At 72.4% G+C, this 11272-nt stretch carries 10 protein-coding genes; 7 read left to right on the forward strand and 3 right to left on the reverse strand.

Annotated elements, in window-relative coordinates; translation table 11 throughout:
* Nucleotides 1–165: 165 nt before the first annotated feature.
* From ACZ3TI_RS38220 to ahcY, 5 genes are all read left to right on the forward strand, one after another.
* A complete protein-coding gene (locus ACZ3TI_RS38220; RefSeq protein WP_465734732.1) occupies nucleotides 166–1551 on the forward strand; it encodes a phosphomannomutase/phosphoglucomutase in 1386 nt (461 codons plus the stop codon).
* Nucleotides 1552–1662: 111 nt separating this feature from the next.
* On the forward strand, nucleotides 1663–1845 hold the full coding sequence (locus tag ACZ3TI_RS38225) for a Trm112 family protein (protein WP_097237660.1): 183 nt from the start codon (nucleotides 1663–1665) through the stop codon (nucleotides 1843–1845).
* Between the two features lie 74 nt (nucleotides 1846–1919).
* Nucleotides 1920–3164 (forward strand): SIS domain-containing protein, encoded by a 1245-nt coding sequence (locus ACZ3TI_RS38230; RefSeq protein WP_465734734.1) that lies wholly within the window; start codon nucleotides 1920–1922, stop codon nucleotides 3162–3164.
* 159 nt (nucleotides 3165–3323) lie between these two features.
* A complete protein-coding gene (locus ACZ3TI_RS38235; protein WP_465734736.1) occupies nucleotides 3324–4301 on the forward strand; it encodes a cation diffusion facilitator family transporter in 978 nt (325 codons plus the stop codon).
* 337 nt (nucleotides 4302–4638) lie between these two features.
* Nucleotides 4639–6087 carry an adenosylhomocysteinase gene (gene ahcY, locus ACZ3TI_RS38240; protein WP_465734738.1) on the forward strand — a complete coding sequence of 483 codons (1449 nt, stop codon included), beginning with the start codon at nucleotides 4639–4641 and terminating at the stop codon, nucleotides 6085–6087.
* A 77-nt stretch (nucleotides 6088–6164) separates the two neighbouring features.
* Here ahcY and ACZ3TI_RS38245 read toward each other — a convergent pair whose 3' ends face one another.
* Nucleotides 6165–7244 carry a hypothetical protein gene (locus ACZ3TI_RS38245; RefSeq protein ID WP_465734739.1) on the reverse strand — a complete coding sequence of 360 codons (1080 nt, stop codon included), beginning with the start codon at nucleotides 7242–7244 and terminating at the stop codon, nucleotides 6165–6167.
* Nucleotides 7241–7753, reverse strand: a complete 513-nt coding sequence (locus tag ACZ3TI_RS38250; protein WP_465734741.1) for a SigE family RNA polymerase sigma factor — start codon at nucleotides 7751–7753, stop codon at nucleotides 7241–7243. The genes ACZ3TI_RS38245 and ACZ3TI_RS38250 overlap by 4 nt, the downstream gene beginning before the upstream one ends.
* A gap of 110 nt (nucleotides 7754–7863) precedes the next feature.
* Between ACZ3TI_RS38250 and ACZ3TI_RS38255 the strand changes: the two genes are divergently transcribed.
* Nucleotides 7864–8499: a hypothetical protein gene (locus ACZ3TI_RS38255; protein ID WP_465734743.1), complete on the forward strand. Its 636-nt coding sequence runs from the start codon at nucleotides 7864–7866 to the stop codon at nucleotides 8497–8499.
* Between the two features lie 36 nt (nucleotides 8500–8535).
* Here the strand turns inward: ACZ3TI_RS38255 and ACZ3TI_RS38260 are convergent, their stop codons facing one another.
* Complete coding sequence (locus ACZ3TI_RS38260; RefSeq protein ID WP_465734745.1) at nucleotides 8536–9549, reverse strand: RDD family protein; 1014 nt, start codon at nucleotides 9547–9549, stop codon at nucleotides 8536–8538.
* A 292-nt stretch (nucleotides 9550–9841) separates the two neighbouring features.
* Here ACZ3TI_RS38260 and ACZ3TI_RS38265 point away from each other — a divergent pair, with 292 nt between their 5' ends.
* The gene (locus ACZ3TI_RS38265; protein WP_465734747.1) at nucleotides 9842–10846 is read left to right on the forward strand and encodes a stage II sporulation protein M; all 1005 of its coding nucleotides are present in this window, start codon (nucleotides 9842–9844) and stop codon (nucleotides 10844–10846) included.
* Nucleotides 10847–11272: the final 426 nt, after the last annotated feature.

An 11272-nucleotide genomic window follows, 5' to 3' on the forward strand; every position in this document is an offset into this window, starting at 1 on the left:
GGCGAGGCGGCGCGAATCGTCGGACACCCCCCGGCCCCCTTCCCGGCACGGGGCGTTCGTCCGGCCCGGGTACGCTGCCGGTCTACGCGCGCCACCGTGCCCCTCGACCGGGCGGGCGGTGGCCGTACCCGACCGACCACTTCCAGAGACCAGGGTGGAGCCGCAGTGCGCGACCTCAAGCAGCTCGTCAAGGCGTACGACGTCCGAGGCGTCGTCCCGGACCAGTGGGACGAGAGCCTGTCCCGGGCCTTCGGCGCCGCGTTCGTGCAGGTCACCGGCGCGACCGCGATCGTGGTCGGCCACGACATGCGCCCCTCCTCCCCGTCGCTCAGCCTGGCCTTCGCCGAGGGCGCCGCGGCCTACGGCGCCGACGTGGTGCAGATCGGGCTCTGCTCGACCGACCAGCTCTACTACGCCAGCGGCAAGCTCGACCTGCCCGGCGCGATGTTCACCGCCAGCCACAACCCGGCCCAGTACAACGGCATCAAGCTGTGCCGGGCCGGCGCCGCCCCGGTCGGCCAGGACACCGGCCTGTCCGAGATCCGCGAGCTGGTCGAGTCCTGGACCGCCGAGGACGACACGGTCACCGTCCCGGTCAAGGACGTGAAGCCCGGCGCGCTCTCCGCGCAGGAGACCCTGCGCGGCTACGCCGACCACCTGCTGGGCCTGGTCGACCTCACCGCGATCCGCCCGCTCAAGGTCGCGGTGGACGCCGGCAACGGCATGGGCGGCCACACCGTGCCGACCGTCTTCGACGGCCTGCCGATCGAGCTCGTCCCGATGTACTTCGAGCTGGACGGCACCTTCCCCAACCACGAGGCCAACCCGCTCGACCCGAAGAACCTGGTCGACCTGCAGGCCAAGGTCCGCGAGGTCGGCGCCGACGTGGGCCTGGCCTTCGACGGCGACGCCGACCGCTGCTTCGTCGTCGACGAGCGCGGCGAGCCGGTCTCCCCGTCCGCGATCACCGCCCTGGTCGCCGTCCGCGAGATCGCCCGCGCCCGGGCCGCCGGCGAGGCCGAGCCGACGATCATCCACAACCTGATCACCTCCTGGACCGTCCCCGAGGTGGTCCGCGAGCTGGGCGCCAAGCCGGTCCGCACCCGGGTCGGCCACTCCTTCATCAAGCAGGAGATGGCCGTCACCGACGCCGTCTTCGGCGGCGAGCACTCCGCGCACTACTACTTCCGCGACTTCTGGCGCGCCGACACCGGCATGCTCGCCGCGCTGCACGTGCTGGCCGCGCTCGGCGGGCAGCAGGGCACGCTGTCCGAGCTCACCGCCGAGTACGACCGCTACGCCGCCTCCGGCGAGATCAACAGCACCGTCGCCGACCAGGCCGCCAGCACCGCCGCCGTCCGCGCCGCCTACGCCGGCCTGGAGGGCACCACCGTGGACGAGCTGGACGGCCTGACCGTGGCCGGCCCGGACTGGTGGTTCAACCTGCGCGCCTCCAACACCGAGCCGCTGCTGCGCCTGAACGTCGAGGCCAAGGACCCGGCGAAGATGGCCGAGCTGCGCGACGGCGTGCTCGCCATCGTCCGCGCCTGACCGGGGCCCGCCCGAGCGGACGCGCCTGATCGAGGCCCTCGGTGCCCCGGCCGGTAGGGTTGCCTATCGGCCGGGGCACCTCCGTGCCACCACCGAACTATGGAGAGCCCCATGAAGCTCGAATCCTTCCTGCTGGAGATCCTGGTCTGCCCGCAGTGCCGGGCCGCGCTCGCCGAGGGCGGCACCGAGGAGCAGCCCGAGCTGGTCTGCACCGGCGCGGACTGCGGCCTCGCGTACCCGGTCCGCGACGGCATTCCGGTCCTCCTGGTGGACGAGGCCCGCCGCCCGGCCTGATCCTTGGGGCGGAGGCCCGATCCGCCAGGCCCCACCCCACCAGCCGCCCAGGACCGCAGCCGGAGGCCCGCCGCATGCTCGACGACACCCTGCTCGACGACCCGGCCGCCCTCCAGCGCGCCGACCAGGACCGCGCCCTGCTGGCCCTGGCCGGGGCCGGAGCCCGGGTCCGCACCGCACTGCGCCAGGCCGACGCGGCCGGCCTCGACCGACTGCGCCCGGACGGCCGTCCGCGCGCCGTGCTGGTCGCCGGGCACGGCAGCGCGCTGACCGCGGCCGAGATGCTGGCCACGCTGGCCGGCACCGCCAGCCTGGTCCTCCCGCTGCCGCCGACCGAGGCGGCCGCCCCGCGCGCCGACCGGGCCGGCGCCCGGCCCGCCTTCACCGCCGGGCTCGGCTGGCAGCTGCCCGGCTGGACCGGTCCGCTCGACCTGCTGGTGATCAGCTCCGCCGACGGCGGCGAGCAGGGCCTGGTCGGTCTCGCCGAGCAGGCCTACGCGCGCGGCTGCGCGATCGTCGTCACCGCTCCGGCCGGCAGCCCGCTGGCCGAGGCCGCGCTGCAGGTGCGCGCGCTGCCGCTGCCGTACGTGACCTCGGTGCTGCCCGAGGACGGCCCGCCCGCCCCGGCCGCCGAGCCGGACCTGCCGGCCGAGGACCCGGCGGCGCTCTGGTCCCACCTCACCCCGCTGCTGGCGCTCGGCCAGAAGATCGGCCTCACCCAGCTGCCGTACGACGCGCTGCCGGGCCTTGCCGACCTGCTGGACGCCGCGGCCGTGCGCTGCCGCCCCGACGCCGCCGCGTACACCAACCCGGCGAAGGGCCTGGCCGCGCGGCTCGCCGGGACGGTTCCGCTGCTGTGGGCCGACGGCCCGATCGCCGGGGCGGCCGCCGCCCGCTTCGCCGCCCAGCTGGCCGACCGGGCCGGGCGGCCCGCGCTGGCCGGGCAGCTGCCGCAGGTGCTCACCGCCCACCGCGGCATGTTCACCGGGCAGTTGGGCGCGGGCGCGGACCCGGACGACTTCTTCCGCGACCGGGTCGAGGAGCCGGACCCGCTGCACCTGCAGGTGCTGCTGCTGCGGCACGTCCCGGGCACCGCCGGATCGGCGGACGAGCAGGACGGACCGTCCGAGCTACCGGAGGAGGACGCGGGCCCGCGCGGCTTCGGCGTGACCCGGGCGCACCGGCTGGCCGCCGCGCACGACGTGCGCCTGACCGAGTACGCGAGCACCCGGCCGGACGTGCTGCACGCGCTGGCGGACCTGGTCGCGCTGACCGACTTCGCCGCCGTCTACCTGGGCCTCGCCGCCGCGCAGTCCTGAGACCGTCGGACCGGCCGGGCCGCCCGGCCGGTACGGTAGGCGCTCGACGACGCCGACCAGAACCCGTGAGGACGTTTCAGGCATGAGTGAGCGAAGCGAGCTCATCATTCAAAGGTGCGCATTGTGCGAAGCGCCCACCGAGCGTAGCGAGGCGGTCGCATGAGTGCCGAAGGCGGCACCAAGGCACTGGTGGCGGCGCTGTCCGCGAATCTGGCGATCGCGGCGGCCAAGTTCACCGCCTTCGGCTTCACCGGCTCCTCCTCGATGCTGGCCGAGGGCGTGCACTCGGTGGCGGACTCCGGCAACCAGGTGCTGCTGCTGGTCGGCGGCAGGCGGGCGCGCCGGGCGGCGGACGAGGAGCACCCCTTCGGGTACGGCCGTGAGCGCTACATCTACGGCTTCCTGGTGGCCATCGTGCTGTTCAGCGTCGGCGGCCTGTTCGCGATCTACGAGGGCTGGCACAAGGTCAACCACCCCGAGGCGCTGGAATCCTGGGGCTGGGCGGTCGGTGTGCTGGTCTTCGCCATCGCGATGGAGGGCTGGTCCTTCCTCACCGCGATGCGCGAGTCGGCGAAGGTCAAGGGCAGCCTGAGCTGGACGCAGTTCATCCGCACCGCCAAGGCGCCGGAGCTGCCGGTCGTGCTGCTGGAGGACACCGGCGCGCTGATCGGCCTGGTGCTCGCCCTGTTCGGCGTCTCGCTCACCGTGATCACCGGTGACAGTGTCTGGGACGGCATCGGCACCCTGTGCATCGGCGCCCTGCTGGTGGTGATCGCCGTGGTGCTCGCCCTGGAGACCAAGTCGCTGCTGCTCGGCGAGTCCGCCGACAAGGAGTCGGTGCGGCGGATCCGCGAGGCGCTGGTCGACGGAACGTCCGTCACCGGGGTGATCCACATGCGGACCCTGCACCTCGGCCCGGAGGAGCTGCTGGTCGCCGCCAAGATCTCCGTCAACGCGGAGGACAGCGCCGCCCGTGTGGCCGAGGCGATCGACGCGGCGGAGGAGCGGGTCCGGGCCGCCGTCCCGATCGCGCGGGCGATCTACCTGGAGCCCGACGTCTACAGCGCGGAGAAGGCCGCGGCGGGCGAGGACCCGGCCGCCACGCCCGGCGGGCCGGGCCCGGAGACCGCGCACTGACGGCCCTGCGCACCGGCTCGGGCGCCGGGGCTCGGGCACCGGTCGGACGGGGCTTGAAATCGGTCATCGGCGGACGGGTGACGGGGCCATCGGTGTAGATTCGTCCCCAGAGCCAGAACGTCGCTGCTGATGGCGGTCGATCGGCGGTCCGCACCCGTAAGGTGTGCGCCGGTCGAGGGAGAGAGGTCCTCCGACGGTTTGTGCTGCGCAGCAGGGAACCGGTCCACCGCCCGCGGGGATCCGGCGCCCCGGCGTGGCCGTGCACCCGTACGGCCTGCCGCGCGCGACAGCACGCCCGGACCTTTGGCCCCAACCCCCATCAGCGAGGAGCAGACGCATGTCGACCGACATCACCGGTGACTTCAAGGTCGCCGACCTTTCCCTGGCGCCGTTCGGCCGCAAGGAGATCCAGCTGGCCGAGCACGAGATGCCCGGCCTGATGTCCATCCGTGCCGAGTACGCCGAGTCGCAGCCGCTGGCCGGCGCCCGCATCACCGGCTCGCTGCACATGACCGTGCAGACCGCCGTGCTGATCGAGACCCTGACGGCGCTCGGTGCCGAGGTCCGCTGGTGCTCCTGCAACATCTTCTCCACCCAGGACCACGCGGCCGCCGCCATCGCCGTCGGCCCGGAGGGCACCCCGGAGAACCCGCAGGGCGTGCCGGTCTTCGCCTGGAAGGGCGAGACCCTGGAGGAGTACTGGTGGTGCACCGAGCAGGCCCTGACCTGGCCTGACGGCAAGACCCCGAACATGATCCTGGACGACGGCGGCGACGCCACCCTGCTGATCCACAAGGGCGTCGAGTTCGAGAAGGCCGGTGCCGCTCCGGACCCGTCGACCGCGGACAACGACGAGTTCCGGATCATCCTGGAGCTGCTCAACCGCACCCTGAAGGACACCCCGAACAAGTGGACCGAGGTCGCCGCCACCATCAAGGGCGTGACCGAGGAGACCACCACCGGTGTCCACCGCCTGTACGAGATGCACCGTGACGGCAAGCTGCTGTTCCCGGCCATCAACGTCAACGACTCGGTCACCAAGTCGAAGTTCGACAACAAGTACGGCTGCCGCCACTCGCTCATCGACGGCATCAACCGCGCCACCGACGTCCTGATCGGCGGCAAGGTCGCGGTCGTCTGCGGCTACGGCGACGTGGGCAAGGGCTGCGCCGAGTCGCTGCGCGGCCAGGGCGCCCGCGTCATCGTCACCGAGATCGACCCGATCTGCGCGCTCCAGGCGGCGATGGACGGCTACCAGGTCGCCACCCTGGAGGACGTCGTCGAGACGGCCGACATCTTCATCACCACCACCGGCAACAAGGACATCATCCTGGCCTCCCACATGGAGCGGATGAAGCACCAGGCCATCGTCGGCAACATCGGCCACTTCGACAACGAGATCGACATGGCCGGCCTGGCGCAGCTGCCGGGTGTCGTGAAGACCGAGGTCAAGCCGCAGGTCCACGAGTGGCGCAAGGCCGACGGCCGGACCATCATCGTCCTCTCCGAGGGCCGCCTGCTGAACCTGGGCAACGCGACCGGCCACCCGTCCTTCGTGATGTCCAACTCCTTCGCCAACCAGACGATCGCCCAGATCGAGCTGTTCACGAAGACCGAGCAGTACCCGATCGGCGTCTACGTGCTGCCGAAGCACCTGGACGAGAAGGTCGCCCGCCTGCACCTCGACGCGCTGGGCGTGAAGCTGACCACCCTGACCCAGGAGCAGGCCGACTACATCGGCGTTCCGGTCGAGGGCCCGTACAAGGCGGAGCAGTACCGCTACTGATGCGGTGTCGCTGACGTACTGACGCCGGTGGCCGGCACCCCCTGGGCGGGGTGCCGGCCACCGTTGTCCCGGCTCGTTCAGCGGACGATCACGTCGGAGGTCCAGGTGCTCGGGTCCGGGCCGAGGGCCTTGGTGTGGGCGAGCAGCCAGGGCATGCCGCCGAGCTGATCCAGGGTGGCGGGCAGTCCGGCCCCGGCGCCGACGGAGACCTCCACCCCGTTCTGCACGGTGACCAGCGGCGGGTTCGGGTCCGTGTAGGGCGAGCCGTCCGTGCTGGTGAAGGTGGGATGCGGCCCGTCGGGGCGCATGTTCACCGAGACGTTCTTGCCGTCGAGCTGGAACATCAACCACAGGCTCCAGGCACCCACACCGTCGGTGTCCGGCACCGAGAGCTGGACGTCGGTGGCCTTGAACGCCTCCGGCAGGCCGGTGAACCGCACCGGCAGCGGGACGTTCCAGTGGCCGAAGCGGACGTCCGCGGCGGCCTTGTGGAGGATCTCCTTGGTGACGTCCCCGGTCTTGCCGCCGTAGCCCGAGATCTCCGCCCAGCGCCCCGAAGCGGTCAGCCAGCGCAGCGTGGGACTGGAAGGCGCACCCCTGCGGGACGGGTCGTCGGCCAACCAGTAGGCCGAACGTCCGTCGATCGGCTCGGCTTCGACCTTGACGAACTTCCCCCCGACGGAGTCGGTCATCGGCGGCTCCTCGCCCGCCTTGTACTGCGAGAGCAGGATGCGCGGGGCCTCCTCCCCGGTGCCGCGGGCCTCGGCGCGGATGCCGTGGTAGCCGGTCTCGTAGCCGACGCTCCGCTCGCCGTTCGCCCATGCGGGCAGCCAGCCGAAGTGGACCTCGGTGGTCAGCGGGTCGAGACCGGTCGGAGTCGGGGTGGAGCCGGCGGACGGCGTGGGCGAGGTGGTCACCGTGGGGCCGGCCGGGGGCGCGGGTGTGGCGGAGCCGCCCCCGGGGGCCAGCAGAGCGGTGGTCGTGATCACCGCGGCGGTGACCACGGCGACGGCGCCGACCACGCTGCGCCGGCGGCGGCGCAGCCGGGTGGTGCCCTCGGCGATGGACCGGCCTGCGTCGATGAGCGGCGGCGGCGCGGGACCGTCGGCGAGAGCCGCCAGCCGGGCGGTCAGGTCGTCGTGATCCTTGGTGGTCATGGCGTCCTCTCGGCGACGGTGGGACGGGTGGTGAGGCTGCCGCGCAGGGTGCCCAGGGCACGGGAGCTCTGGCTCTTGACGTTGCCGGAGGAGCAGCCCAGGGCCTCGGCGGCTTGCTCGATCGACAGGTCGCAGTAGTAGCGGAGCACCACCGTGGCCCGCTGGCGGGGCGGCAGGGCGGCGAGGGCCCGGCGCAGGTCCAGGGAGGCGTCCAGGTCGACGTCGCCGGCCACGGTGTCCGGATCGGCCTCCGAGCGGACGGTGCGGCGCCACCACGGGGAGCGCTGCTCGGCCAGGAAGGTGTTCACCAGCACCCGGCGGGCGTAGCCGTCCCGGTTCTCCATCCGTGCGGCTCGCGCCCAGTTCACGTACAGCTTGGTGATCGTCTCCTGGACCAGGTCGTCGGCCCGGTGCCAGTCCCCGCACAGCAGATAGGCGACCTTCCGCAGCCAGCCGCTCCTGGAGGCCACGTACTCCGTGAACTCCTCGTCGCGCGTCTGCTTCGCCATCCGCACCCCCTCTCGTCATGACGACGGCACCGGTCCGGTGCCGTCCACCCCCCTAATGCGCGCACCACCGGGGAACGTTGCATCGCGGGTGCGCACGTAGGCTTTCGGGCATGCCCAATGGCCGGTACTCGCTCCACGACACGCACGACCACGTCCTGCTCGGCGAGGAGCGCTTCAGCTGCGCACCCGGGGCGGCCGGGTGGCGGTACGTCTCCAAAACCTACGCGCCGGACGGCCGGGTGATCGGCACCGTCGACCTCACGCTGGACTCACGGGCGCGGCCGCTGCGGATGGAGCTGCGGGCCGGCGGCTGGCAGGTGCGCGGCGGGGCGGTGGACGGGGTGGCCTGGGTCCGGACCGCCGCGGCGGACCCGGGCGGCGAGCACGCGGTGGAGGGACACGACCGGGCCCACGCCTTCACCGGGCGCTCGCCCGGCTTCCTGGTCGCCACCGCCCGGCTGCTGCGGCTGCGCGAGGGGGCGAGTGCGCGGGTGCGGCTGGTGGCGTTCACCGAGCCGGTGCTGGCGCCGCGCACCCTCGACCAGGGGTGGTTGCTGGAGGGCGTCGACCCCCACGAGACGGACTCGGGGCCGCTGCTGGTCGAGCGCTACCAGGTCGCGGACCTGGAGACGGGCGAGCAGCAGGTCGTGCACCTGGCGGGGGACGTGGTGCTGTCGGCGGACGGGGTCGAGCTGGAGGAGCTGGAGTCGCCGCCGAACGCCTGGCGGGTGGGGAGCGAGGAGTAGCCGCCCGCCACGGGAGCAGCCGCCCGCCTCGGGCGGTCAGGAGGGCGGGACGAAGCCGGTGCCGGCGGCGGGCTTCTCGAAGGACAGGGGCGTCGGGGCCGGAGGCGCTGCCGGGGCGGCGGGCACTGCGGGTGCGACCGGGGCGGCGGGCACTGCCGGTGCGACCGGGGCGGGTGCCGTCGGGACGCCGAGGACCCGCAGGGGGCGTCCGTCGGCGGTGGTGGGTGCCGGAGCGGGGGTCGGGCTGGGTGCGGGGCCGTGCGCGGGTATCGGCCCGGCTGCCCACAGCTGCCTCTGGGCCCGCGTCCACTCCCGCCGCTGGCGCTCGGTGAGCACCGCGCCCAGGTACGCCGCCGGGTGCAGGCCCGGGGGCACCGGGTGGCCGATCCGGGCGGAGAGGTCCTCGGCCAGCCGGGCGGTCATCCGGTTCATCACCGCCGGGTCCAACTGACCGATCCGGCCGAGCAGTTGCCGGACGCCGAGCCAGAGCGGCTCCGGAACGGCGGAGAAGTCCATCGCGACCAGCTCGCGGCCCATCGTCTGCAGCAGGTGCGGGTGCACCGGCGGCAGCGGACCGGAACCGCCCGAGCCCGGGGTGCGCTCACGGACGACCACCGTCCCGGCGAAGATGTCACCGAGCCGCTTGCCCTCCGAGTGCACCGCCGAGGTGATCACGGCCGGGGAGCCGGACAGGGCGATCAGCTCGAAGAAGCCGACCAGTCCGCGTACCAGCGAGTGCCGGAACCGCACCGGCCCCCCGTCGGTGCGCACCACCCGCAGACCGAGCGCGGCCTTGCCGAGCGAGCGCCCGTGGCTGAGGGTCTCGACCATCACCGGGACGGCGATCAGGAAGAACACCATCAGGCCGATCATCGTGGCCGCCAGCGCCGCACCGTCGAGGCCGATCAGAGCGACGCTCAGCAGCAGCGTGACCACCAGCAGGGCGGCGAACTCCACGAGCAGGTCGAGCACGATCGCCAGTGCCCGGCTCGGAAGCTTCGCCGTCTGCAGGCCGAGGACGACCGCCTCACCCGTCACCAGGTCGCTCAAGACACCTGTCCGTTCACGCTCTTGGAGCCCGTACGGCTCGCCCATGGAGATCCGGGACCGCCGAGGGCGGCAGCGCCGGGGGAGGGAATCGTCCCGGACCGTTCCCCCATGACCCGCTCTCCGCAGTCTGATCCGCAGCCGCCAACATACGGGGCCCGGCGGGCGCACGGGAAGTGAGATCCCGGCGGCCGCCGTCCGGGCCGCTGCTGGCATGCTGGGCCGCACGTGTCCGTACGTACCTGCCCGCCCGCGCACGCACGTCCGCGCCCACTGCCGATCATGGAGCCGCCGAATGGACCTGGACGTCTTCGTCGCCACCCACCAGGGGGAGTGGGCTCGGCTGGACGCCCTCGCCCGCAAGCGCAGGCTCGACGGCGAGGAGGCGGACGAACTGGTCACCCTCTACCAGAGGGTCACCGGTCACCTCGCCAAGGTCCAGGCGGCGGCACCGGACCCGGCGCTGCTGAGCCGGCTGACCGGCCTGGTCTCGCGCGCCCGCAGCACGGTGACCGGCGCCCGCACCAACGGCTGGCAGGACGTCGCCCGCTACTACACGGTGAGCTTCCCGGCCGCCCTCTACCGCGCGCGCCGCTGGTGGGTGCCGGTCGCGATCGTCTCGCTGCTCGCCACCGCGGTGCTCGCGTGGTGGATGGCCACGCACCCGGAGGTCCGCAACAGCCTCGTCACCCCCGGCGACCTGCGGGAACTCACCCGGCCCGGCGGACAGTACGAGGCGTACTACTCGGACCGTCCGGCCAGCTCCTTCGCCGCACAGGTCTGGACGAACAACGCCTGGATCGCCGTGCAGTGCCTGCTGTTCGGGATCGCGCTGGGCATCCCGGTCCTCTATGTCATGTGGACGAACGTGGTGAACCTCGGCATCGGCGTCGGGCTGATGGCCTCCGCCGGGCGCCTCGATGTCTTCCTCGGTCTGCTCATTCCGCACGGCCTGCTGGAGCTGACCGCCGTCTTCGTGGCCGGCGGCCTCGGCCTGCGCCTCGGCTGGACCGTCATCGACCCCGGCCCGCGCACGCGCGCGGTGGCACTGGCGGAACAGGGGCGCTCGATCATCGGCATGGCGATGGGACTGACGACGGTGCTCGCGGTCGCCGGCGTCCTCGAAGCCTTCGTGACCCCGTCCGGTCTGCCCACCTGGGCCCGAATCGCCATCGGGGTACTGGTGGAGCTGGCCTTCCTGCTCTACGCCCTGGTGCTGGGCCGAAAGGCCGCGGAAGACGGAGAGTCCGGCGACGTGGACGCGGCCGACCGTGCGGACCTGCAGCCCGTCGCGGCCTGAGCCGGATGTGATCAACACTCGTCTGACCTGCTAGTCTTCCCTCATCCCGACCAAACCATTGACGTGGTGAGGGTGGGCTAGTAGGTTTGAACGGTTGGGACTGACTGGACAACGGTCAGGCCCGGGCGTTAGTGTCTACGACACCGCCGAGATCGAGGCGAGCGCGTTTCACGAAATGCGCGCCCTCCGACGAAGCAAATCCCACGGACAGAACGTTCCGAAAGCTTTGATAAGCTTCCGGACGAAGTTCGCAGGAAATCCCGCCAGCGGGAATCGGATGAATGAAACTCCGGAAAACGGAGCGGAAAACATCTGATAAGCTGGAAACACGAAGAACGAAGCCCGGAGGGTCCGCTGGAAGGCGGTCCGAAGGAAGCGTCCGTTCCTTGAGAACTCAACAGCGTGCCAAAAGTCAACGCCAGATAT

The sequence above is a fragment of the Kitasatospora sp. NPDC023120 genome (genome assembly GCF_055560835.1).

What these genes read in the sequence shown, in the direction of transcription:
- ACZ3TI_RS38235 (WP_465734736.1), top strand. Translation starts at nt 3,324, where the DNA reads ATGAGTGCCGAAGGCGGCACCAAGGCACTGGTGGCGGCGCTGTCCGCG.
- ACZ3TI_RS38245 (WP_465734739.1), bottom strand. Translation starts at nt 7,244, where the DNA reads ATGACCACCAAGGATCACGACGACCTGACCGCCCGGCTGGCGGCTCTC.
- ACZ3TI_RS38225 (WP_097237660.1), top strand. Translation starts at nt 1,663, where the DNA reads ATGAAGCTCGAATCCTTCCTGCTGGAGATCCTGGTCTGCCCGCAGTGC.
- ACZ3TI_RS38265 (WP_465734747.1), top strand. Translation starts at nt 9,842, where the DNA reads ATGGACCTGGACGTCTTCGTCGCCACCCACCAGGGGGAGTGGGCTCGG.
- ahcY (WP_465734738.1), top strand. Translation starts at nt 4,639, where the DNA reads ATGTCGACCGACATCACCGGTGACTTCAAGGTCGCCGACCTTTCCCTG.
- ACZ3TI_RS38230 (WP_465734734.1), top strand. Translation starts at nt 1,920, where the DNA reads ATGCTCGACGACACCCTGCTCGACGACCCGGCCGCCCTCCAGCGCGCC.
- ACZ3TI_RS38255 (WP_465734743.1), top strand. Translation starts at nt 7,864, where the DNA reads ATGCCCAATGGCCGGTACTCGCTCCACGACACGCACGACCACGTCCTG.
- ACZ3TI_RS38250 (WP_465734741.1), bottom strand. Translation starts at nt 7,753, where the DNA reads ATGGCGAAGCAGACGCGCGACGAGGAGTTCACGGAGTACGTGGCCTCC.